Origin of the sequence: Ochrobactrum soli, from assembly GCF_003664555.1 — a bacterium.
GTDB classification, from domain to species: domain Bacteria; phylum Pseudomonadota; class Alphaproteobacteria; order Rhizobiales; family Rhizobiaceae; genus Brucella; species Brucella teleogrylli.
In genome coordinates this window covers 109,230-132,863 of sequence record NZ_RCHH01000001.1, presented here as the reverse complement: position 1 = coordinate 132,863, position 23,634 = coordinate 109,230, and the positions used below count along the sequence as shown (strand labels likewise).

Below are 23,634 nucleotides of genomic sequence, written 5' to 3'. Positions count from 1 at the left end.
TGTTGATGTGCACAAAATAACGTTACGGCGGAACAATGCAGAACAAACATACCCTCTCCTTGCCCAACATCCTCACATATGGACGGATTGTCGCCGTGCCGCTTGTGGTGTTGTGCTTCTTTGTGGAGGGGCGCCTCGAATCCAGCGACTTCGCGCGCTGGACCGCTCTTGGCCTGTTTATCGTGGCCAGCATCACCGATTTCTTCGACGGCTATCTTGCCCGTATCTGGAAGCAGACCTCGACCATCGGTCGCATGCTTGACCCGATCGCAGACAAGCTTCTCGTATCCGCCATTCTGCTGCTTCTGGCCGCCGATGGCACCATCGCCGGCTGGACGCTCTGGGCGGCGATCATCATCCTGTGTCGCGAAATTCTGGTTTCCGGCCTGCGTGAATATCTGGCGGAACTGAAAGTCAGCGTTCCGGTTTCGCGTCTTGCGAAGTGGAAAACCACAGCGCAAATGGTTGCATTGGCCTTTTTGCTCGCTGGCCCTGCCGGTGATAAAATCATGCCCTATGTAACGGAACTGGGCATTGTCCTGCTGTGGATTTCGGCAATCCTCACGCTTTATACGGGCTGGGATTACTTCAAGGCAGGCCTGAAGCACGTGATGGATTAAGCTCGTGAGCGTTAAAGTCGTCTATTTCGCCTGGGTGCGGGAGAAAATCGGCAAGGATGAGGACCTCATCGTCCTCCCTGCCCCGAAAGTGACGGTCGGCGAACTCATTAGCCAGCTGAAAACCCACGGCGAAGAATATGAAGCCGCTTTCGAACATGGCGACGTTATCCGCGCGGCGATCAATCAGGAACATGCCGAACACCACGAATTCATCCAGGACGGCGACGAGGTAGCACTTTTCCCGCCCATGACGGGTGGCTGATATGAGTGGGCAACCAATTTGCCCGCTGTTTGTCAGCGTTCGCGAGGAAGACTTCGACGCGACTGCCGAAGTGGAAAAACTTCGCGACGGGCGCAAGGATATCGGGGCCATAGTCACCTTCACCGGGCTTTGCCGGGACGAAAATGGCCGCCTCTCCGCGCTTGAACTTGAACATTATCCGGGCATGGCCGAAGCCGAGATCAGGCGCATTGCCGAACAGGCGATGGCGCGCTGGCCGCTTCTCGGCATATCCGTCATTCATCGCTATGGGCTCATCAAGCCCGGCGACAATATCGTCCTTGTCGCGACCGCTTCCGCGCATCGCCTCGCCGCCTTCGAGGCCGCCTCTTTCCTGATGGATTTCATGAAGACCGGCGCACCGTTCTGGAAGCGCGAACACCTCGCCGATGGCACTGCGGATGGGTGGGTAGAGGCCAAGGCAGACGACGATTTGAGTCGTCAGCGGTGGCTCAAGTCACGCGATACTTGAGCCGTCCAAACAGTGCGCTGATCTATTTGCTGAAAACTGCGTTTATCTTTAAGTGCGAATTAACTATTTAAACCCCTAAAATAAAGGGTAATTTGGGTCGCATTTACTTGTGCTGCCACAATTTTCACATGAAGATTTCATTACTGTCAGCGGAGTGAATCAGGCTCCCGTCAGATATGGATCGCGAACGGAGCAATGGGCACGGCAACACTGTCACGACGGGGATTCTCCCCGACTGTGCAGGAATAAGGTTTCGGACTTTAAGAATGCGAAAACTACTGAAAAGCACTCTTTCCATTGCGGCGGCTCTTGTGGTCGGTCTTGGCGCGCTTGGTGGCGCCGCCTTGTTCCTCACCACATCCATGCCGACCAGCAGCATTGCTGCGGAAAAGACTGTCAGTGGCAAGGTCATGTATCGTGAGCGCATCGCCCTGCCCCCCGAGGCCAAGCTGACCGTGCAGCTTGCGGATATCTCGCTTGCCGATGCGCCGTCCACAACGATTGCCGAAACTCGCATTGAATCCGCGCAAGGATCGCCGATCCCCTTCGCGATCAATTTCGACACCGATCAGATTCAATCCGGCCACACCTACGCCTTGCAGGCCCGTATCACGGCTGGCGATACGCTCTGGTTCGTCAATGACCAGAATTACACCATCGATCCGGCCAATCCCGGTGCTCCGGTGGAAATGCGCGTCGTCATGGTTCGCAAGAGCGCCGACGAAGCCGTGTCCATCGGTATTGAAGGCAAGGACTGGCTGGCAGAAGACATTCAGGGCGGCGGCGTGATCGACAATGCCCAGACCACACTGACCGTCACCTCCGATGGTTCCGTCAGCGGTTCGGGCGGCTGCAATCGTTATTTCAGCAAAGCCACGGTGACGGGCGAGAATATTTCCTTTGCCGAGGTCGGATCGACCTACATGCAGTGTCCACCCGCACTCATGAACCAGGAACGCAAGTTCCTCGATACATTGACCAGAACGCGATCCTACAAGATTGATACGGTGGGCAAGCTCGTCCTTCTCGATCAGGAAGGCAAAGAGATCGCGACACTGGCGCAAAATCTCTGATCTGATTTGAGAGAAGATACAAAAAAGCCGGGCGCGAGCCCGGCTTTTTTCATGCATGCGGATCGGATTAGCCGACGATTTCGGTGCCCGAGAACCAGTAAGCGATTTCTTCGGCAGCGGTTTCCGGAGCGTCGGAACCATGAACCGAGTTTTCGCCGATCGACAGGGCGAATTCCTTGCGGATCGTGCCAGCGTCTGCGTTTGCAGGGTTGGTGGCGCCCATGACTTCGCGGTTCTTGGCGATTGCGTTTTCACCTTCGAGAACCTGAACGATCGTCGGGCCCGAAGACATGAATTCAGTCAGTTCGCCGAAGAAAGGACGATCCTTGTGAACAGCGTAGAAGCCCTGTGCTTCACGCAGGCTCATCCAGACGCGCTTCGAAGCGACAACACGCAGACCAGCTTCTTCAAGCTTGGCGGTGATTGCGCCGGTCAGGTTGCGGCGGGTCGCGTCGGGCTTGATCATGGAGAAGGTACGTTCGATTGCCATTATGACACCTTGTTTGCTGGGAAATTTTAGAAAAGTGAGGCTCTATACCGTCGATAAGCCTGATTGCCAAGAGCTAGCGAGCATCGCCACCCGTTTACCGGCTTGAGACGGCAGAAATTTGAAGGCATAGATAACGCCATTCTGATTCAGGCTGTCAGATAGCGGGGGATTGCATGGAACAGCATTTTCAAATGTTTGCGTGGTACAATCGCTGGGCGAACGAGCTGCTTTATGCCGCCGCTGCCGATCTGAGCGATGAAGAATACCGGCTAGATCTCGGCCTGTTTTTCGGCTCGGTCCATCGCACGCTCAACCATCTCCTGGTTACCGACCGCATCTGGATGAAGCGTTTTACCGGCGAAGGCGACCATCCAAAGCAACTCGACGCCATCATCACCGACAATTTCATCACGCTGCGCGATCTACGCCATGCCGAGGATGAGCGCATCTGCCGCTATACCGAAGGGTTAAACGCCGACAAGCTCGCAGGGCGCTTTACCTACACGACCGTTTCCGACATGCGCACGATGAGCCAGCGACTGGCGCCTTCGCTTGCGCATCTGTTCAATCACCAGACCCACCATCGCGGACAGATCCATGCGGCCCTGACGCGGCTCGGCAGCAGCGCCCCATCGCTTGATCTCTCGCAATTCCAGCGCACGGAAGGCGGTCGCCGCTTCGCCTGATCTATGTTGATACTTGCGGAAACCCCCGGAGCCGTGCAAAAGCCTGTCCATGCTTATTCTCGATGACATTTCCGTCCGCATCGCCGGACGCCTTCTGATCGATCATGCCAGCGTGACACTGCCTGCCGGGTCGAAGACCGGCTTCGTCGGTCGCAACGGCACCGGAAAGTCCACCTTGTTCCGGGTGATCACCGGTGATCTCGCGCCGGAAACCGGCAGCGTATCAGTGCCGAAGAACACCCGCATCGGTCAGGTGGCGCAGGAAGCCCCCGGCACCGAGGAAGCGCTGATCGAAATCGTGATGAAGGCGGACAAGGAGCGCACCGCGCTTCTTGAGGAAGCCGAAACGGCCACCGACCCGCATCGCATCGCAGAAATTCACACGCGGCTTGCCGATATCGACGCCCATTCAGCCGAAGCGCGCGCAGGCGCGATCCTGTCCGGTCTCGGCTTCAACGCGGAAGCGCAACGGCGCCCGGCGTCGGCCTTCTCCGGCGGCTGGCGCATGCGCGTGGCGCTGGCTGCGGTGCTGTTTGCCGAACCGGACCTGCTGCTGCTCGACGAACCGACCAACTATCTCGATCTCGAAGGCGTGTTATGGCTGGTGGATTATGTGAAGCGCTATCCACACACAGTCATCATCATCAGCCATGATCGAGATCTCCTGAACTCGGCCACAACTTCGATCATGCATCTCGACCAGAAGAAAATCAGCTTCTGGCGCGGCAATTACGATCAGTTCGAGCGGCAGCGGCATGAAATGCTGGAATTGCAGCAAAAGGCCCATGCCAAGCAGGAAGCGCACCGCAAGCACATGGAATCCTTCGTCGAGCGGTTCCGCGCCAAGGCAACCAAGGCCAAGCAGGCACAGTCCCGCCTCAAGGCGTTGCAGAGGTTGAAACCGATCGACCTTTATGTCGAGAGCCATGTGCAGCCGTTCAGCTTTCCCGACGCGGAAAAGAAGGCCGCCTCGCCCATCATCGCGCTGGATCACGCTGATGTCGGCTATGTGCCGGGCAAGCCGGTGCTGCGCAATGTGACGCTGCGCATCGACAATGATGACCGCATCGCGCTGCTGGGATCAAACGGCAATGGTAAGTCCACACTGGCCAAGCTGATCGCGGGCCGGTTGAAGCCCGAAAATGGCACGCTGACCATTTCACCCAATCTGAAGGTGGCCTTTTTCGCACAGCATCAGCTGGACGATCTGGTGCCGGAAGACAACGCCATCGAGCATGTGCGCAAGCTGATGCCGACCGAGCCCGAAGCAAAGGTTCGCTCTCGTGTGGCGCGAATGGGGCTTTCGACGGAAAAGATGCTGACACCCGCCAAGGATCTTTCCGGCGGCGAGAAGGCGCGTCTTCTGATGGGGCTTGCGACCTTCCACGGTCCAAACCTTTTGATCCTCGACGAACCGACCAACCATCTCGACATCGACAGTCGCGAAGAGCTGGTCCATGCACTCAACGCCTTCAACGGTGCTGTCATCCTGATCGCGCATGACCGGCATCTGATCGAAGCCACGATGGAACGGCTTTGGCTGGTGCGCGAGGGCGGCGTGAAAGCGTTTGAAGGCGATCTTGATGAATATCGCCAGATCGTACTGGCTGACGCCAAGGGCGAACCCGCCACTGACCGTGACGAAGGTCCAAAGGTCAACAAGGCGGAGCAGCGCAAGCTTGCTGCGCAAAAGCGCGAAGCCATGGCCCCCTTGCAGAAAAAGATCAAGGAAACCGAGAGCTTGATGCAGAAACTGCAGAAACAGATTCAAGCTTTCGCCGCTCAGCTGGAAGACCCGGCGCTCTACGAGAAAGAGCCACAAAAGGCCATTCGCATCAACAAGGATATGAGCGATGCGAAATCCGCGCTCGCGAGTGCGGAAGAAAAATGGCTGGAGCTTTCATCGGAATATGAAGAGGCGATGGCGGATTAATCCGCCATTGCTCAACCGATAAATCCAAGAGCGAACACAAGCGCCAGCAGCACCCATCCGACGATGCGCGCCCAGACCGGCAACGGTCTTGGCCCGAAGCGGACTGCCAGAACCGCGAAAATGACGGTCAGGATCGGAAATCCGAAATAGACCGCGACGTATCCGCTCGATCCTTCAAAAGACGAGCCGAAAACGCCAAGCCGCTCAAGCGGAAACAAGGCGATAAATGCCACCACAGCCGACAAAAGAAGCAAAAGCAAACGGTCTGAAATGGTGCGGACAAGCTGCATGGGATCAGCTCTGTCGGCGCAGACGGGTGCGCATCAGGCCATAGACGCCCAGCACACCCAAAACCAGACCGATGGTGGTAAAGGTTTCGTCCGGTGTTTCCGCTCCACGGCGCAGAACCAGATCGGCCTTCGATATTTGCAGGCCGTCCGTATTGCCCTGAACAAGACGAAACGCATATTGGCCGGGGATGACCGGATCAATATCGCCCGCACTCTGGCGCAGCGGCGTCCCGTCCTGCGGGCGGTCCGTATTGACGGAGCTGCTGTTCGAAACGAAATCAAGCCCCTGCGACAGAACCGGCTGGCCGTCGCGGCTGACGGCAAGCGTCAGCGCAGACCGACGTTCCGCCGGGACATAGCCGGGCAAAGGCGTGGCATCGATGAAGACCCGCACCGGCGCATCGCCCGTTTCAAGGCGCACTTGCTGCACCTTGAAACCGCTCTGCCGGTTTTCCAGCATTGTCCAGCGACCGATCTCGCTGCCGGTGAAATGGCGCATATACCACGGGTAGCCCAAGCCAAGCCCGACGCCCGCCACGATCATCGCAACAAAAACCGGACGCATCAGGCTTTCCGCTCCCAGCGGCGATCCGGCGTCTGCTGCCAGTAAGTCAAATCGTGATTCTCCGCCTTGAAGGCTTTCCATTGCCCGCGCGCAATATCGAGCTGGTCCTGATCGTGACCGTCAAACATCACCACAAGCCGTTCGTAATTGCCGACCTGCTCCAGCCCGGCGCCTTCCACCAGAAAGCGGACAGTTGCGCCATTGGCATTGTTTTCGGTCGTCGTCAGCAGGACAGGCTGCAGCTCCGGGTTCGGTTCCGCATCGGTGCCGTGGGCAACGAAGGACGTGTCGGAGAAGGTCCACAGCAGATTGTCCAGCGCATCCCGCCTTTCCTCGCTGACGGTCTGCACCGTCACGCGCCAGCCGCGCCCAAGCGATCGCTCGACGAGGCCCGGCAGAGCTTCGTCGAGGGTCGATTCCGTCAGATGGTAGAACAGGATTTCTGCCATGCATGTCCCAGAAATGTCTGCGAAGCGGGGCGGAGAAAATGATTCACATTCCCGCCCCATCTTCTTGTTTCAAAAAGAGTTTAGCTTTCGAAATGATCGCGGACAAGGCGGTCGAGCAGACGCACGCCGTAGCCGGAAGCCCAGGTCTGGCTATATTCATTTGCCGGAGACCCCATTGCTGTGCCTGCCACGTCGAGATGCGCCCACGGCGTTTCACCGACAAAGCGCTTCAGGAACTGAGCAGCGGTGATCGAGCCGCCATAACGACCGGCGCTGTTCTTCATATCGGCGAATTTCGAATCGATCATCTTGTCATATTCGGCGCCGAGCGGCAGACGCCACAACTTCTCACCCGTCGCCTGACCGGCATCGTAAAGCTGGTCAGCGAGTTCATCGTCGTTGGAGAACAGACCTGCATGATACTGGCCGAGCGCAACCATGACCGCGCCGGTCAGCGTGGCCAGATTGATGATAAAGCGCGGCTTGAAGCGATCATTGGTGTAGTGCAGCGCATCCGCCAGCACCAGACGGCCTTCCGCATCGGTGTTGATAACCTCGATGGTCTGGCCAGACATGGTGGTGACGATGTCACCTGGACGCTGCGCATTGCCGTCAGGCATGTTTTCCACAAGGCCGATCACACCAATCGCATTGACCTTGGCCTTGCGTCCGGCCAGCGCGCGCATCAGGCCCGTTACGGCTGCCGCGCCACCCATATCGCCCTTCATGTCTTCCATGCCGCCAGCGGGCTTGATCGAAATGCCGCCCGTGTCGAACACGACGCCCTTGCCGACAAATGCGACGGGCTTTTCCTTGCCCTTCGCGCCCTGCCACTCCATGACGACGAGACGCGGCGGGCGCACCGATCCTTGCGCAACCCCGAGAAGCGCGCCCATGCCAAGCTTCTTCATTTCCTTTTCACCGAGAATCTCGATCTTCACGCCGAGCTTCTCAAGCTTTTCCGCTTCTTCGGCAAACTCCACCGGGCCGAGTACATTGGCTGGCTCGTTGACGAGATTGCGCGCCTGGATGACGCCATCGGAAACGGCTTCAGCCACTTCAAAGGCCTTCTTCGCGCTGTGCGTATCGGCAACGTTGATGGTGATCTTCGCGGCGTGTTTCGGCTCGGCGTTTTCCTCGTTCTTGCGCGTCTTGTAACGGTCGAACTTGTAGGACCGCAGAATCATGCCAAGCGCCACATCGGCAGCTTCGTCGCCCGCAATCGTCGTTTCCGGCAGAGCCAGCGTGACGGTCGCGCGTTCGGACTTGCCGATTCGCGAAAATGCCGCACCGCCGATCTTCAGCCAGTCATCATTGCCAAGCTTGCCCGGCTCGCCAACGCCGACGAGAATAATCTTGTCGATGCCGCCAGCCGTCGTTTCGATTGCTTCAGCAGTCTTGCCCAATGCGCCGGTGAAATCCGAGATTTCAAGGATGCGCGCAATCTTTTCCGCCCCACCGACAGCCTGCGCCGCCTCTTCAGCGAAGCCTCCGCCTTTAGCAACCAGAACGATGGCTGCGCCTTTTTCGGGTGCTTCAAACGCGCTGAAAGAAATCGAAGGACGTTTAGACATGATAACTCCAAACCGATGGCCGATGAACAAATGACACGATTGTGTCGCGACTTTTCATCACTCATGTGAGACGAATATGGCGAAACAGCAAGGGTGCAAGCCCTTCCTTATCAGTTTTGCGTTAACTTGGGTGAAGCGCCATCACATGCAATCGATATTCTGGTCACACCCTCGGTCATTCCAACAGCTGTTGCGCAGAAACATGTTGCTTCGGACATTTCAATCCTTTTAACAGACAACAGCTAGCGCCAGCGCTTCGCTTTTAGTAATCTGTTAACTGCGTTTATTCGGGCAATCTTAGCCAAGCGGCATTAGATTAAGTTCATTATTGCGAGTGCCGTTCCAAAATGGTGAATGGGCTCCTTCAACGGAACCGGGATGTAAACTCCACCTATGCGATTGATAGAGTTGTACATCCTGCGCCGCGTGGCGATCATGTTCCTCGCGGTGCTGGGCGCGGCGGTGGGCATTACGTGGACGGTGCAGGTGCTTCAGCGCATCGACTTTCTGACGACCAGCGGACAGACTTTTCAGACGATCATTCAGTTCAGTTCGCTGCTGATCCCGTCCGCCATCCCGCTGGTGATGCCTTTTGCACTGATCATCGCCATCACCCAGACGCTCTCGACGATGAACCAGGACTCCGAACTTGTCGTCATCAATGCATCGGGCGCGCCGCGCAGTGCTGTCATGCGCCCGATTCTGATGCTTGCGGCGGTGATTTCCATCGTTTCGTTTCTCGTCGCCAATTATGTCGATCCTTATGCGCGCATGAACATGCGCGCGATGATCGCCAATGCCAGCGCCGACCTCGTCAATCTGATCGTGCAGGAAGGCAGCTTCCGCAAGTTGGCTGACAATCTCTATATTCAGGTGGCCGAGCGCCGTTCCGATGGCAGCATTGGCGGGTTGTTCATCGCGGATTCACGCGATCCGTCGCTCGATCTCATCTATTACGCAGCCGACGGCGGCATCGCCACGACGGAGACCGGCGCCAACATGCTGCTCATGCAGAATGGCGAAGTGCAGCGCCGCAGTGTGTCCGATGGCACGGTTTCGATCATCAAATTCGATTCCTATGCTTTCGACCTCAGCCAGTTTGCCTCGGCCGGCGACGATTATGTGATTTATGCCAAGGACCGTCCGCTATCCTATCTGCTCAATCCGGACCCGAACGATCCGATCCTGCAAACGCGCCCGCTGCGTTATAAGGCGGAACTGCATCGCCGTTTGACACAATGGCTCTATCCGGTGGTCTTTGCGATGATCGCACTGGCTTTCGCCGGCGATTCCCGCTCGCATCGTGAAGCACGGGTGTCCGCATCGTTTTCGGCCATCAGCACCGCCCTTCTCGTCTATTGGGCCGGGTATTTCGCCTCGGATCGCGCCGACAAGGACGCGTCCTATATTGTCGTGATGTATTTCGTGCCGATTGCCGTCATGCTCTTCACCGGCTTTGCGCTGGCGACCGGGCGCAGCATCGGGCTGCCCAACAAGTGGAACGACAGGTTGCTCGACAGCTTCGACCGTCTCCGGAAGTTTGTTTCCGATCTTTATGATCGCGTGACGGGCCGCTTCCGCGGCAATGCGGGAGGTCAGGCATGATCGGTTGGACGCTCGGTCGATACTTCTTCACGCGCTACGTGCAGATCACCTTCTATTTTCTGCTCGGCATTTTCGCGCTTTCGATGCTTCTCGACTTCACCGAGAATGCCAGCAAACTCTCCAATCTGCCTGACTATACGGTGTGGGCGGCGCTTGGCCTTTCCGCCATGCGCGTGCCGTTCATCATGCAGCAGATGATTCCATTCGTGGCGCTGTTTTCCGCAATGGCGACGCTGATTTCGCTTAACCGCAAATATGAGCTGGTCGTCGCGCGTTCGGTTGGTGTCTCGGCCTGGCAATTTCTGCTGCCCGCCTGCTTCGGCGCGCTGCTATTCGGCGTCGCGACGATTCTGGTGCTCAATCCGCTGGCGGCCTATGGCTTCTCCAAGGCTGAGGAAATTGCGGCGACGTGGAAAAACGGCAAAGTGACCGATGTTTCTGCACTGCGCGATCCATGGCTTCGCCAGAAGACCGACGAAGGCGAAACCATCATCGGCGCGAAGAGCATTCTGGATCAGGGCGCAAGGCTGGCCGACGCGACGTTCATCCAGTTCGACAGCCAGAAGAATATCAGCGTGCGCTATGACGCCCGCACGGCCCAGCTGATGGATGGTCATTGGCAGCTTACTGACGTGACGCGATTCGCGCGCGGCGAAGAGCCCAAGAAAATGGACAGCTTTGCGATCCCCACGCAGCTGCGACCCGAATATGTCGAAGAGAAGCTCGCTTCTCCCGATACGATTCCCTTCACCCAACTACGACGCAAGATCGAAGTCGCGCGTTCATTCGGCTATTCAGCAAACGCATTTGACATGCAATACCAGTCACTTCTGGCTTTGCCTGCGCTTCTGATGGCGATGACGCTCATTGCTGCAACAGTGTCCCTGAAATTTGTGCGTTTCGGCCAGTCCGGCGCGATGATTCTGGGTGGCGTTGTCGCTGGCTTCATGCTTTATGTCGTTTCGGTACTGGTCAAAGCATTCGGCAATGCGGGATTCGTTCCGCCGTTTGTAGCTGCCTGGGTTCCTGTGATTATTGCGACATTCTTTGGTGTCTCCTTTTTGTTGCATAAGGAGGATGGTTAGTGGGTTTGAGTAACACCCGCATGGTATTGCCCCAGCTGCTCACGCGCTTCTCGCGCGGGACTGCCTTGGCGTGCGTCCTTGCTTTGCCTTTCATATCTGTCGCAGTCATGCCCTCGCCCGCTTCGGCGCAGGACGCATTGGGAGCCAATTATCAGAGCGATCCGAATGCACGGATGCTTCTGCAGGCGGATGAGCTTGTCTATGATCGCGATGTGAACACCGTTACCGCTCAGGGTCGGGTCAAGATCGAATATGACGGCAACCGCCTTGTCGCCGATAAGGTGACCTATAACCAGCAGACCCGACGCATGACGGCGACCGGGAATGTGGAAGTTGTCGAACGCGACGGCAACAAGATCTATTCCGATCACATGGATGTCACCGACAGTTTCCGCGATGGCTTCGTCAATGGCCTGCGCGTCGAGACGACGGATAATACGCGTTTTGCCGCCGAAAGTGCTGAGCGCAGCAATGGCGAAATCACGACGTTCAATAACGGCGTCTACACGGCTTGCGAAGCGTGTAAGAAAGACCCCGACAGGCCTGTTCTGTGGCAAATCAAGGCCCGCAAGATCATCTGGAACAGCACCACGAAGACAGTGCGTTTCGAGCGCGGCAAGTTCGAGTTCCTTGGCATTCCGCTGGCCTGGTTCCCGGCCTTTGAAATGGCTGACCCGACGGTCAAGCGCAAGAGCGGCTTCCTGTTCCCGGGCTTTGCCTATAAGGATGATCTCGGTTTCGGCATCAAGAACTCCTATTTCTGGGCTCTTGCACCGAACTACGACGTGACGCTTTCGTCGACCTATTACACGAAACAAGGCTTCCTCAACGAAGCCGAGTGGCGTCATCGTCTTGAAAACGGCACCTATAACCTGCGTATCGCAGGCATGCATCAGGCCAAACCCGGTGAGTTTGATGTCGCGACAGTTGATCGCGATGTGGACAACCGCGGCATGGTGTCCTCGAAAGGTGATTTCGAGATCAATTCGCGCTGGCGTTACGGCTGGGACGTTATGGCCCAGAGCGACCGTAATTTCAGCCGCACCTATAATATCGAAGGATATAACGGCGGAACGCAGGTTTCGAAGATTTACCTGACCGGTATCAACAACCGTAATTACTTCGATCTGAATTTCTATCGCTTCAATGTGCAGGAATCTCTTCTGCCTGATAACCCAAGCGAAATGCATTCGAAGCAGCCTTGGGTTCTGCCAAGTCTGGACTATTCCTATACGCTGCCTGAGCCTGTTTATGGCGGCGAACTGAACATCAACACCAATCTGCAAGCGCTTTATCGCGACAATTCAAATTTCTCAGTGCCTGAAGCAAACTCGCGGTTTTACCCTCGCATTCCAGGCTTTGGTGGCACGAGCGCCCGTCTGACGAGTGAAGCGGAGTGGAAGCGCACCTTCATTACGCCATCCGGTCTGGTGATTACGCCTTTGCTTGCGCTCCGCGCGGATGCAATTGGCACGAATACCAGCCTAGATACGAATATGAGCGAGTACACGGCGGCCGTCGTACGCTCTGAAGCCCTGCGCGCCATGGCGACGGCTGGCCTCGAATTGCGCTGGCCGATCCTGTTCTCGAGCACCAGTTCAACGCATATCCTCGAACCAATTGCGCAGATCTATGTGCGCAACAATGAGCGTTATGCTGGTGAATTGCCGAACGAAGATGCACAGAGCTTTGTCTTCGACGCGACGAACCTGTTCTCGCGCGACAAGTTCTCTGGTTATGACCGCGTTGAAGGCGGCACGCGCGCCAATCTCGGCTTCCGCTACTCCGGCAGCTTCAACAACAGCGATTGGGCGCTCTACGCCTTGGCGGGGCAGTCGTTCCAGCTGGGCGGCCTGAATTCCTATGCAACGAGCGACTTCGTGAATGTCGGTGCGGATTCGGGTCTCGACAGTGCGCGTTCGGACTATGTTGCGATGATCGGCACGTCCAATTCGACAGGTCTGGCGCTGGCTGCACGCGGTCGCTTCGATAAGGACAGCCTGTCGGTACGTCGCGGCGAACTTGAAGTGCAGCAGAGCTGGCAAAAGCTGACGCTGACGGCGCAATATGCTTATATCACCCCTCAGCCAGCCTATGGCTATAATGATTTGCGTCAGGAAGTGAGCGGCACCGCTTCGGCCAAGGTCAATGCGAACTGGCGTGTTTTCGGCTCGGGCACTTACGATCTCGTGTCGAATACCCTCGTCCGTGCATCGTCCGGCCTTGCCTATGATGACGAATGCTTCACTTACATGATGGCATATACGCAGACGCGTAATCCCGGTGAGGACAAGGCTTCGCACGGCATCGGCTTCAACATCTCATTGCGCACGCTCGGCGATATCGGCAGTGGCAACCAGACATTCTAAGATCTATGATCGGAAACATATTCTTATGTTTCCGATCATATCTGCTCAAAGCCGTTCCCAGCAAAAAACGGCTTATGTGAAATTTGCGATTTCACTCAGTAAACAATCCCTAATCGTCTTGTAAAATGCGCGAGGGTCATTGTTTCGCCGCACTGGCTCCTCTATACAGACAGCAATATAGTTGGTTTCCGATACTCTTGCGGCTCGATGACAAGCATATCCGGAACCGAATGAGTACATCCGGTGAAGGGTTCCGTTCACCGACCGTAAGGAAATCGGGAAACAAGATGATGTTTGCAAGACCTCTTTTCGCCTCCCTGTTAAGCGCGGCTGTCTGTCTGACGGCGCTCGGCACGGTTGCACTTCCCACCTCGGCTTTTGCCGCTGGGGAAGCTGAGGTCAAGGTTGTCGTTTCCGGCAATGCGATCACCAATGGCGATATTCAGCGCCGGGCAGCTTTTTTGAAGCTGCAGCGCAAGGGCGGCAATACCACCCAGCTCGCCCGTCAGGAACTGACCGACGAAATGCTGAAGCGCATCGAGATGAAGAGCCGCGGCATCAACGTTTCCGATCAGGAAGTCGATCAGGCCTATGCAGGCTTTGCCTCCCGCAACAAGATGACGCTTGCGCAGTTGAATCAAGTGCTCAATCAGGCAGGTGTTACGCCGGACCATTTCAAGAAATACATCATGGTCCAGATGGGCTGGGGACGCCTTGTCAGCGCCCGTTTCCGTGCCACCGGCATGGTCAGCGAACAGGATGCCGTTCAGCGCATGCTGAAGGACGGCGGCAAGAAGCCTGTTGCGACCGAATACCACCTGCAGCAAGTCATCTTCGTCGTACCGACCTCGAAGCGGTCGCCCGCCCTTCTCGCCAAGCGCCGTCAGGAAGCCAATGCGCTTCGTTCGCGCTTCCAGAGCTGCGACGCGACGCGCCAGCAGGCAAAAGGCATTATCGATGTGACTGTCCGCGATCTTGGACGCATTATCGAACAGCAGCTGCCGGGTGAATGGTCGAAGGATGTCAAGGCCGCTGGCGTGGGCCGCACGACACCGCCGCATGACACGGAAAAGGGCGTCGAATTCCTCGCCGTCTGCGCCACGCGCCAGCTTTCCGATGACCGCGTCGCACAGCTCGTTTTCTCCATGGAGGGCGCGGACACGCCAGAAGGTCAGGAAAAGAAGGCGGACGCGCTTGCCACCAAATATCTGGATGAGCTGCGCAAGAAAGCCACCATCGTTAATCGCTAACATTCCGGCGACAGCACAGCTGTCGTTCAGGATAAGGCAATGATATGAGCTGGCACGGTATTTTCCGGTTGCCAGCTTTTATTTTTGGAATCAGAAGCATGTGCGCACAGTCTGTTCTTCCGCTCGCGGTTACTGTCGGCGACCCATCCGGTGTCGGCCCGGATATCGCGTTGGCCGTCTGGCTCAGACGGGATGAATTGTCCCTGCCCCCTTTTGTGCTGCTGGCCGATCCTGCACAGCTTGAAGCACGCGCGCGGCTTCTCAATCTCGACGTCCAGATCGAAGCGGTCGCAGACGCTGCCGCATCACGCGAGGTTTTTGCACGCGCTTTGCCCGTCTTGCCGCTCGTGAACAAGCACAGCGAAAGCGCTGGTAAACCACTGACTGACAATGCCGCAGGCACAGTTGAAGCGATTGAGCGCGCTGTCGCGCTTACGCTCGCTGGCGAGACGTCCGCCGTCGTCACCTGCCCGATTGCCAAGAAGCCGCTTTATGAAGCCGGATTCCAGCATCCGGGGCACACCGAATTTCTGGCAGAGCTTGCAAGCCATCACGCTGGCACGACAATCACGCCGGTGATGATGCTCGCCGGGCCGCAATTGCGCGCCGTCCCCGTGACCATTCACATCCCGCTTGTGGAAGTGCCGCGCCAGCTCACGACCGAGAATATTCTCGAAGTGTCGCGCATTACGGCGCATGAACTGCGCGAGCGGTTCGGGATTGCCAAGCCGCGTCTGGCGCTTTCCGGCCTCAACCCGCATGCGGGCGAAGGCGGCGCCATGGGCAAGGAAGACGACGCGATCATTCGCCCCGCAGTGGAACAATTGCAACTGGAGGGCATCGACGTGCGCGGTCCCCTGCCCGCCGATACGATGTTCCACCCTCAAGCGCGTGCGGCATATGATGCAGCCATCTGCATGTATCACGATCAGGCCCTGATACCAGCCAAGGCGCTCGCCTTTGACGAAACCGTCAATGTAACGCTCGGCCTGCCCTTTATCCGCACCTCGCCGGATCATGGCACAGCGTTCGACATTGCAGGTCAGGGCTTAGCGCGACCAGACAGTCTGGTTGCAGCAATCCGCCTTGCGCATGAGCTGGCAAAAAATACAACAGGTTCCAAGGCATGAGCATCGACAATCTGCCACCCCTTCGCGAAGTCATCGAACGGCATGACCTGATGCCGAAGAAGTCTCTCGGGCAGAATTTTCTGTTCGATCTCAATCTGACTTCCAAGATCGCCCGTCAGGCGGGCGATCTGAAGGACCAGCCAGTTATCGAGGTTGGCCCCGGCCCCGGTGGGTTGACCCGCGCCCTTCTGGCGCAGGGCGCCTACGTGACGGCAATCGAGCGCGACGAACGCTGCCTTGAGGCGCTGGCGGAAATAGAGGCCCATTATCCGGGCCGCTTGCGGATCATCTCCGGCGATGCGCTGGAACAGAATTTCAAGACACTGTTTCCCGATGGTCCCAAGCCGCGCATTGTCGCCAATCTGCCCTATAATGTCGGTACGCAGCTGCTTTTGAACTGGCTTCTGGTCGAGCCGTGGCCGCCGTTCTACTCCTCCATGACACTGATGTTCCAGCGCGAAGTGGCAGAACGCATCGTGGCAACACCCGACAGCGATCATTATGGACGCCTCGGCGTGCTGGCAGGCTGGCGGACAAAATCCAGGATCGCGTTCGACGTGCCACCGCAGGCCTTTACACCGCCGCCGAAAGTCATGTCGTCCGTGGTGCACATCGTTCCGCTCGAAAATCCGCTGCCCTGCAATGCAGCGGCACTCGGTCAGGTGACGCAGGCCGCTTTCGGACAAAGGCGCAAGATGCTGCGCCAAAGCCTGAAACCCATTGGCGGTGCGGCCCTTCTGGAAAAGACCGGCATTGACGGCACCCGCCGCGCCGAAACGCTCAGCGTCGAAGAATTCGTCACTCTGGCGAATGCCCATCGCCCATGACGTGATTTAATGGTGGCCACCAGCCACCCGGCCCGCCTTTTGACTATTGGCCGGTCGGTCATGCGGTTCGGTCTTGTCCTTGGCGTCTGAGCCGTCTTTCAGAATCGGCAGCGTCATTTCATTGACGATCTGACCGACGTGATCGATTTCCTCGCGGAAACTCGACAGCGACGAACCGGAGAGCTTTTCACCAGCATTGAGGCGCGCGGTCAGCGGGTCGACATATTGATCGCCGACTTTCAGCTCATAATAAAGATGCGGACCCGTGGAATAGCCGGTCGAGCCGACATAAGCGATGACTTCGCCCTGCTTGACATGCTGGCCGACGCGCAGTCCTTCCTTGGCCGAGGAAAGATGCGCATAGGTGGTGCTGTAACCGCCCTGATGGCGGATACGCACATATTTGCCATAACCCTTCTGGTATGAAATCAATTCCACGACGCCGTCGCCCGCAGCCACGATCGGCGAACCGATCGGTGCGTCGTAATCGACACCGTTATGATGCTTGCGGACGTGCAGAACCGGGTGGATACGCCAGCCGAAACCATCGTTCAGTCGCCCGTTCGGCAAAGGTTTGTGCATCAGATATTTGGTCATCGAGGAGCCATCCTCGTTGAAGTAGTCCGTGGCGCCGCCCTTGCCTTCGTGACGATAGAGGCGCTTGCTTTTACCGTTGGTGGTGAATTCCACAAATACCAGTTCCGGGTCGGTTTCTGCGCTTTTCCTGAAAAGAAGGTCGATCAGATCCGGCGCATTGACGCCCTTCTCCAGCACGACACCGTTCTGTTCCGCAAGCTTCTCGACTTCGCGCACGATTTCTCGTGGAGCGCCCGCCTGAACCAGCCTCGTTTCTATCGAACCATTGCTGTTTCCCGCCGGAGCTGGTGGATGATAGGCGCTCAGCATGGCATCGCGGGACAAACGCGCAAAAAGCCGCTCATTACCGGTCGAATGAAAGACACCGTCATCCGCCCGGCCATAGACGGCCTTGTTGGCATTGCCGTGGTTGAAGCGGGCCAGCGAAACATGGGCGGCGGCATCGCTGCCGTCTTTTTTGTCGACCAGCAGTTCCAGATTGTCGCCCGGAAGCAATTCGGTGCGGGCCAGCGCTTCTTCCAATCTCTGACTGTCTTCGGCGGCGATCCCCGCGGCCTGCAAAAGCGCCTCTATTCGTTCCCGCGATTGCGGCGCAACGATGATTTCATGCACATCCGCCTTCTCATGGGCGGCGGGCTTGGCAAGGCTGACATTGACCGGAACGCCACGCTCCAATTCGGACAGCGGTTGCGCCGGTTCGCAACACTTGGCCGCTATTGTTGTTCCATCCATCGTATCGTCAATGGCGGGCCGCCTGGCGTCGCGGCCTTTCACATCCAGCACCACATGCTGATAGGTATAAAGCCGCGCATCGCCATCCTCGACGCCTTCCGCAATATCGATGCGGCGCGACACGCGATGGCTTAAATCATTATTCACGGCGGGCACGAGCCGCGCATCTTTGGCTGCGGCGCGATGCCGGCGAACCAAGCTTGTCGGGCTGGCAAAAGCTGGCTGTGCGGCACGACCATGGCGCACAAGCCCGCCGGTCGCGAGTATCATCGCGCCACCGGCAATGACCGTGACGGAGGCCAGCGCCAGACAGAAACGCATATGCGTGTGCAAGGAAAAGCGAACCCAGCGCACCGGCCCAAGGCTACGATGTGATAACGGTTCCGCCTTCATATTTGTGCCAGCAGGTGCAAAGACGGACCCCAATGGGTTCACCGTCGCAACTGCAAGCTTGCGATGGAAGTATCCTGCCCTCGGGGCCATACCGACAATACTCTAGGTTCTCTGCAAATATCGGCGGAACTGCTGCTGATAGAGCGGCCAAATTAAGACCTCCGGTGGAGGTTATCCACCGGAGGTAAATCACAAATTATTTATGATTGCTGGTCAGTCCCGCGCGCGGTTGCGGCGGTGCTGGGACAGTGTCGACCAGGAGTAGAGCGCAAGCCCCGCCCAGATCAGCACGAAAGCGCCAAGCTGCACGGTCGAAAACGGCTCGTGGAAGATGAAAATCGCGAAGAAAAACAACATGGTGGGCGTCATATACTGCATCAGCCCAAGCGTGGTGTAGCGCAGAAGTTTTGCACCGCCCGCATAAAGAATAAGCGGGATGGCGGTGAACGGACCGGCAAGCAGCAGGAGACCGACATTCGAAACCGGACCGGCGAAGAAATGGTCCTGACCGGTCGAGCCGAGCCATGCCACATAGGCGAGCGCCGGAATACACAGGATCAGCACTTCAAGCGTGAAGCCCTGCAATGGCTGCATCGGCAGTGATTTCCGGAAGAAGCCATAGAGACCGAAGGACACCGGCAAAGCGAGCGACACCCAAGGCAAGCCGCCAGCATTGAACGTGAGCAGCAGGACAGCTGCCGCGGCAAGGCCGACAGCCACATATTGCACCTTGCTCAACCGTTCACCGAGAAACAGGCCGCCCAGCACCACATTGAACAGCGGATTGATGTAATAACCAAGTGCTGCGCCCATGACCTGGTCATGCGCGACCGCCCAGACATAAATGGTCCAGTTTGCGGTGATAAGCGCCGCGGTCAGCGCCGCCATTGCAAGCATACGCGGCTGTCGAACTGCGTTGAGAATATCCTTGAATTGCCCAAGCGCGACCAGCAGCAGCAAAGCAACCGGCACCGACCAGATGACGCGGTGAGACACCACTTCCATAGCCGGAATATGGGCTACCATTTTCAGATAAAACGGCAATGCGCCCCAAAGCGCATAGGCGCCGAACGCCATGAGAAAACCTCTGGCCCCATCCGAAAGACGGGTATCGGACAGGGTCTCATCGGTCATTGTCTCTCTCCACTCGAAAGCAAATCCGCTTTTGAATAAATCGCATAGCAGATGACTTGTTCAGCCACTGCTATGCGCTTCTCAATACATAAAATCCATTCAATTAAACTGATTGAAGCATCAATCCTGGTGAATGATGGCGGTTATTCCGCAGCCGCAAGCCCGGCCATGGCGCGGTTTTTCATAAGTTTAAAATTCACGGAATCCATCAGCGCCTGAAATGAGGCATCGATGATATTGTCCGAAACGCCAACCGTGCGCCAGCGGGCGCCTGTGGCGTCGCCCGACTCGATCAGGACGCGCGTGATCGCCGCCGTACCGCCATTCAGGATACGCACCTTGAAGTCCACGAGTTCGAGATCTTCGATTTCCGCCTGATAGCGACCGAGATCCTTGCGCAGTGCAATGTCGAGTGCATTGACCGGGCCGTGGCCTTCGGCGACAGACATGCGCACTTCGCCATCGACCTCCACCTTGACCACCGCTTCCGACACGGTCTTCAGCATGCCATTGGCATCGAAACGGCGCTCGACGAGACAACGGAACGACTCGACCTTGAAGAATTCTGGCTGCGGATTGAGCATATTGCGCGCCAGAAGTTCGAAACTTGCATCCGCGCCCTCATAGGCATAGCCTTCCGCCTCGCGCTCCTTGACCAGTGTGATCAGCGTGTCGAGGCGGACATCGTCTTTCGCAACGCGGATGCCGCGACGCTCCAGCTCGGCGATGAAATTCGACTTGCCGCCCTGATCCGAAACCATGACGCGACGGCTGTTGCCAACCGTTTCCGGGGGAACATGTTCGTAGGTCTGCGGTTCCTTGAGCAAGGCCGAAGCATGGATGCCCGCTTTCGTCGCGAAAGCTGATGTGCCGGTATAAGGCGCCTGCTCGGTCGGCGGACGGTTCAAAATATCGTCAAACGCACGCGAAATACGGGTGATCGCCTTCAGCGAAGCCGGTTTGATGCCGAGTTCAAACCGCTCCGACCAGTATGGCTTGAGCAGCAGCGTCGGGATCAGCGAAACCAGATTGGCATTGCCGCAGCGCTCGCCAATACCGTTCAGCGTGCCTTGCACATGCCGCACACCGGCATCGATGGCGGCAAGCGAAACGGCAACGGCCTGTTCCGTGTCATTATGGGCGTGGATGCCGAGGCTTTCACCGGGCACCACGGCCTTCACCGCATTGACGATTTCGGCAATTTCATGCGGCTGCGTACCGCCATTGGTGTCGCAGAGCACAACCCAGCGTGCGCCCGCCGTATAAGCCGCCCTGGCGCATTCCAGCGCATAGTCCGGATTAGCCTTGTAGCCGTCAAAGAAGTGCTCGCAATCGACCAGCGCCTCACGGCCCGCCATACGCGCAGCCGTCACCGATGCCGTGATCGATTCCAGATTTTCCTCATTGGTGCAGCCAAGCGCCAGCCGCACATGATAGTCCCAGCTTTTGGCAACGAAACAAACAGCATCGGCGGAAGCCTGCAGCAGGCTCGACAGTCCCGGATCGTTCGACGCGGAAACACCAGCACGTTTGGTCATGCCGAAGGCGGTAAATTTCGACCGCGACGTCTGACGGCGCTTGAAAAAAGCCGTATCGGTCGGATTGGCGCCCGGATAGCCGCCCTCGACATAATCGACGCCCAGTTCCTCAAGCAGCGCGACAATCGACTTCTTGTCCTCGACAGAAAAATCAATGCCGGGGGTTTGCTGCCCGTCGCGCAAGGTCGTGTCGTAGATGTAGATGCGTTCGCGTGCCATAAATGCCTGCCTGTCGGTGGGTCTCTATTGGTTCAACGTTACCGTTGCGGCCAATTATCTGTGTCGTAGTCCGGATGCTGATAGGAAATCATCGTCCTGACAAATTCGATGCTCTCCGGATCGCGTTCGGTTGCATAGCCGGGAAGGTTTGCAAGTCCGCTCACATAAGGAAGCTGCTTTTCGATGCCCCATTGCACGGTCGGCTCCACTTCCTCCGGCGCATCGAACGCACCGATGGCGATCGCGATGCCATCCGGCGCTTCATAGGTGAGCGGGGTTCCGCATTCCGGGCAGAACCCGCGTTGCACATGATTGGAAGAGCGAAAACGCTTCGGCTCGTTGCGCGTCCATTCCAGTTTTGCCTGATCGACGGAAACCAGCGGCGCATAGAAATTGCCGAAAGCCTTCTGGCACATGCGGCAATGACAGATGGAGGCCGAACCCAAAGCGCCGTCGACGCGGAAACGCACCGCGCCGCATTGGCAGCCGCCGGTATAAATCGGCTTGTTATCGAGCGTCATGTTGTCCTCCCCAATCAAAAACGCTGTCAGCCTACCACATCCCACGTCGTCATGCGCTCGCCCGTGGCAGGATCCTTGCCATCCTTGAGCTGCACGCCTTCCGCGAGAAGCGCATCGCGGATGCGATCAGCTTCCGTGAAGTTCTTCTCCTTGATGAAGCGCAGGCGTTCCGCAATGCGCGCCTCAATGGCATCCGTATCGACATTCGCCTTGGCGAACACCGGCACATCCTCCGCCGTCACGAAGTAAGGATCGAGCAGGCCCATCAGCGCCATGCCCTCGCCTAATGTCGCAATATCCTTGTTCTTGAACGCCTTGCGCAATGCGGTGATCGCGACCCAGCTGTTCAGATCGTCGGACAGGGCTTCCGTCACTTCACCGATTGCGGTGAGCTTCTCTGGCGCCGCAAACTTTACATCACGCAGCAGACCATACCAGCGACGCAGTTCGTCGGCTGATTCAGCCAGACGCTGTGCCGTCCAGTTGATCGGTTCGCGATAATGGGTTTGCAGCATCGACAGGCGCGCAGCCAGACCGACCCAGCGATCACGGATTGCGTTGTCGTCCCACGCACCCAGTTGCGGCAGGCCGCCATTCAGTACGTCACGAATGGTGATGAAATTGCCGAGCGATTTCGACATTTTCTGCCCTTCGACCTGCAGGAAGCCGTTATGCATCCAGATATTGGCCATCCGCTCGGTGCCGAATGCGCAGCAGGACTGCGCGATTTCGTTCTCGTGGTGCGGGAAGACCAGATCGATGCCGCCGCCATGAATATCAAAGCGGTTCTTGTCCGGATCGTCGCATTTCAGTCCCCCGCCGAACGGCTCCAGAAGTTTGGCCATCGACATGGCCGAGCATTCGATATGCCAGCCCGGACGGCCGAGCGTCTCGATACCCGCGGGCGATGGCCAGCCCGGTTCGCCTCCCTTTGAAGGCTTCCACAGCACGAAATCCATCTCGTCACGCTTGTAGGAGGCAACGTCCACACGCGCACCCGCCAGCATTTCATCGAGCGAGCGGCGCGCCAGCGCGCCATAGCGCGGACCGCCGAACGTCTTGACGCGCTCGTTCATGGCGGAGGGCGAAAACAGCACGTGATCTTCTGCCACATAAGCGACGCCGATGGAGACCAGACGGTCAATCATCGCGCGCATTTCGTCCATATGCTCGGTCGCGCGCGGCTGAACACTCGGCGCCAGATTGCCGAGCGCCGTCACATCGGCCTGAAACTGCGCATTGGTGCTTTCCGTCACACGCCGGATGGCCTCGTTGAAAGGCAGCTTCGGATAATCGCGTGCGGCGCGCGCATTGATCTTGTCGTCAACGTCGGTGATGTTGCGCGCATAGGTAACGTGTTCGGAACCGTAAACCTGGCGTAAAAGCCGGAAAAGAATGTCGAAGACGATGACCGGGCGCGCATTGCCGATATGGGCAAAATCATAAACGGTGGGTCCGCAGACATACATGCGCACATTGTCGGCATCGATGGGGGAAAAATCCTCCTTCGTGCGGGTCAGCGTATTGTAAAGACGCAATTGCGGCGCATCAGCCATGGAACCATTCCCCAAAAAAACCAGCAAATCCAAGTGAATTCAATGCACAACGGATCGCAGCCATCTGGCCGGGGCGTTATCATCCTGTTTTATGGAAGGGAGACGAAAACGGCCGGGCCAGCAGGCTGCTAGCCAATAATGATCGCACAAATACAAATGTTCGTGGTCGGCGTTTTCATGGCAGCACTTATCCCTGTCCGGCGAACGACAGTCAAGCGCTTTTGCTGGGGGGTGATTATTTTGCCA

The 23,634-nt window shown here is 57.4% G+C and carries 22 protein-coding genes; 12 read left to right on the top strand and 10 right to left on the bottom strand.

What is annotated here, in order from left to right:
• The first annotated feature begins 35 nt into the window (after positions 1 to 35).
• The 4 genes from pgsA (at position 36) to D8666_RS00620 (ending at position 2,445) form a co-directional block, all read left to right on the top strand.
• Positions 36 to 620 carry a CDP-diacylglycerol--glycerol-3-phosphate 3-phosphatidyltransferase gene (pgsA, locus tag D8666_RS00635; RefSeq protein ID WP_078340745.1) on the top strand — a complete coding sequence of 195 codons (585 nt, stop codon included), beginning with the start codon at positions 36 to 38 and terminating at the stop codon, positions 618 to 620.
• Positions 621 to 624: 4 nt separating this feature from the next.
• Positions 625 to 882, top strand: a complete 258-nt coding sequence (gene moaD, locus D8666_RS00630) for a molybdopterin converting factor subunit 1 (protein ID WP_109368679.1) — start codon at positions 625 to 627, stop codon at positions 880 to 882.
• Position 883: 1 nt separating this feature from the next.
• Positions 884 to 1,372 (top strand): molybdenum cofactor biosynthesis protein MoaE, encoded by a 489-nt coding sequence (locus D8666_RS00625; RefSeq protein ID WP_121535622.1) that lies wholly within the window; start codon positions 884 to 886, stop codon positions 1,370 to 1,372.
• Positions 1,373 to 1,638: 266 nt separating this feature from the next.
• Positions 1,639 to 2,445: a YbaY family lipoprotein gene (locus D8666_RS00620; RefSeq protein WP_121535619.1), complete on the top strand. Its 807-nt coding sequence runs from the start codon at positions 1,639 to 1,641 to the stop codon at positions 2,443 to 2,445.
• Positions 2,446 to 2,512: 67 nt separating this feature from the next.
• Here the strand turns inward: D8666_RS00620 and ndk are convergent, their stop codons facing one another.
• The gene (gene ndk / locus D8666_RS00615; protein ID WP_109368676.1) at positions 2,513 to 2,935 is read right to left on the bottom strand and encodes a nucleoside-diphosphate kinase; all 423 of its coding nucleotides are present in this window, start codon (positions 2,933 to 2,935) and stop codon (positions 2,513 to 2,515) included.
• 173 nt (positions 2,936 to 3,108) lie between these two features.
• Between ndk and D8666_RS00610 the strand changes: the two genes are divergently transcribed.
• Together D8666_RS00610 and D8666_RS00605 are read left to right on the top strand one after the other, a co-directional pair.
• Positions 3,109 to 3,621: a DinB family protein gene (locus tag D8666_RS00610; protein ID WP_121535616.1), complete on the top strand. Its 513-nt coding sequence runs from the start codon at positions 3,109 to 3,111 to the stop codon at positions 3,619 to 3,621.
• 49 nt (positions 3,622 to 3,670) lie between these two features.
• A complete protein-coding gene (locus D8666_RS00605; RefSeq protein WP_109370200.1) occupies positions 3,671 to 5,554 on the top strand; it encodes an ABC-F family ATP-binding cassette domain-containing protein in 1,884 nt (627 codons plus the stop codon).
• 11 nt (positions 5,555 to 5,565) lie between these two features.
• On the opposite strand, the gene D8666_RS00600 is transcribed toward D8666_RS00605, so the two are convergent.
• From D8666_RS00600 to D8666_RS00585, 4 genes are all read right to left on the bottom strand, one after another.
• Positions 5,566 to 5,844, bottom strand: coding sequence for a hypothetical protein (locus tag D8666_RS00600; RefSeq protein ID WP_109368674.1), 279 nt, complete (start codon positions 5,842 to 5,844; stop codon positions 5,566 to 5,568).
• Between the two features lie 4 nt (positions 5,845 to 5,848).
• On the bottom strand, positions 5,849 to 6,409 hold the full coding sequence (gene bspB / locus D8666_RS00595) for a type IV secretion system effector BspB (RefSeq protein ID WP_121535613.1): 561 nt from the start codon (positions 6,407 to 6,409) through the stop codon (positions 5,849 to 5,851).
• A complete protein-coding gene (locus tag D8666_RS00590; protein ID WP_109368672.1) occupies positions 6,409 to 6,858 on the bottom strand; it encodes a DNA polymerase III subunit chi in 450 nt (149 codons plus the stop codon). The genes bspB and D8666_RS00590 overlap by 1 nt, the downstream gene beginning before the upstream one ends.
• An 80-nt stretch (positions 6,859 to 6,938) precedes the next feature.
• The gene (locus tag D8666_RS00585) at positions 6,939 to 8,432 is read right to left on the bottom strand and encodes a leucyl aminopeptidase (RefSeq protein ID WP_121535610.1); all 1,494 of its coding nucleotides are present in this window, start codon (positions 8,430 to 8,432) and stop codon (positions 6,939 to 6,941) included.
• A gap of 393 nt (positions 8,433 to 8,825) precedes the next feature.
• On the opposite strand from D8666_RS00585, the gene lptF reads away from it, so the two are divergent.
• The 6 genes from lptF to rsmA all read left to right on the top strand — a co-directional run bounded on the left by lptF (position 8,826) and on the right by rsmA (position 16,698).
• Complete coding sequence (gene lptF, locus D8666_RS00580; protein ID WP_121535607.1) at positions 8,826 to 10,037, top strand: LPS export ABC transporter permease LptF; 1,212 nt, start codon at positions 8,826 to 8,828, stop codon at positions 10,035 to 10,037.
• On the top strand, positions 10,034 to 11,122 hold the full coding sequence (gene lptG / locus D8666_RS00575) for an LPS export ABC transporter permease LptG (RefSeq protein WP_109368670.1): 1,089 nt from the start codon (positions 10,034 to 10,036) through the stop codon (positions 11,120 to 11,122). Before lptF ends, lptG begins: the two co-directional genes overlap by 4 nt.
• 20 nt (positions 11,123 to 11,142) lie before the next feature.
• A complete protein-coding gene (locus tag D8666_RS00570; protein ID WP_109368669.1) occupies positions 11,143 to 13,491 on the top strand; it encodes an LPS-assembly protein LptD in 2,349 nt (782 codons plus the stop codon).
• A 287-nt stretch (positions 13,492 to 13,778) separates the two neighbouring features.
• Positions 13,779 to 14,741: a SurA N-terminal domain-containing protein gene (locus D8666_RS00565; RefSeq protein WP_109368668.1), complete on the top strand. Its 963-nt coding sequence runs from the start codon at positions 13,779 to 13,781 to the stop codon at positions 14,739 to 14,741.
• Between the two features lie 98 nt (positions 14,742 to 14,839).
• On the top strand, positions 14,840 to 15,871 hold the full coding sequence (gene pdxA / locus D8666_RS00560) for a 4-hydroxythreonine-4-phosphate dehydrogenase PdxA (RefSeq protein WP_109368667.1): 1,032 nt from the start codon (positions 14,840 to 14,842) through the stop codon (positions 15,869 to 15,871).
• Positions 15,868 to 16,698, top strand: a complete 831-nt coding sequence (gene rsmA, locus D8666_RS00555; protein WP_109368666.1) for a 16S rRNA (adenine(1518)-N(6)/adenine(1519)-N(6))-dimethyltransferase RsmA — start codon at positions 15,868 to 15,870, stop codon at positions 16,696 to 16,698. Before pdxA ends, rsmA begins: the two co-directional genes overlap by 4 nt.
• A 6-nt stretch (positions 16,699 to 16,704) precedes the next feature.
• Here the strand turns inward: rsmA and D8666_RS00550 are convergent, their stop codons facing one another.
• From D8666_RS00550 to cysS, 5 genes are all read right to left on the bottom strand, one after another.
• A complete protein-coding gene (locus D8666_RS00550) occupies positions 16,705 to 18,510 on the bottom strand; it encodes a M23 family metallopeptidase (RefSeq protein ID WP_371830775.1) in 1,806 nt (601 codons plus the stop codon).
• Between the two features lie 123 nt (positions 18,511 to 18,633).
• Positions 18,634 to 19,554 carry an EamA family transporter RarD gene (gene rarD, locus D8666_RS00545; RefSeq protein ID WP_109368664.1) on the bottom strand — a complete coding sequence of 307 codons (921 nt, stop codon included), beginning with the start codon at positions 19,552 to 19,554 and terminating at the stop codon, positions 18,634 to 18,636.
• A 143-nt stretch (positions 19,555 to 19,697) separates the two neighbouring features.
• On the bottom strand, positions 19,698 to 21,311 hold the full coding sequence (cimA, locus tag D8666_RS00540; protein WP_109368663.1) for a citramalate synthase: 1,614 nt from the start codon (positions 21,309 to 21,311) through the stop codon (positions 19,698 to 19,700).
• 38 nt (positions 21,312 to 21,349) lie between these two features.
• The gene (locus D8666_RS00535; RefSeq protein ID WP_121535604.1) at positions 21,350 to 21,832 is read right to left on the bottom strand and encodes a GFA family protein; all 483 of its coding nucleotides are present in this window, start codon (positions 21,830 to 21,832) and stop codon (positions 21,350 to 21,352) included.
• Between the two features lie 26 nt (positions 21,833 to 21,858).
• Positions 21,859 to 23,388, bottom strand: coding sequence for a cysteine--tRNA ligase (gene cysS, locus D8666_RS00530; protein WP_109368661.1), 1,530 nt, complete (start codon positions 23,386 to 23,388; stop codon positions 21,859 to 21,861).
• Positions 23,389 to 23,634 lie beyond the last annotated feature (246 nt).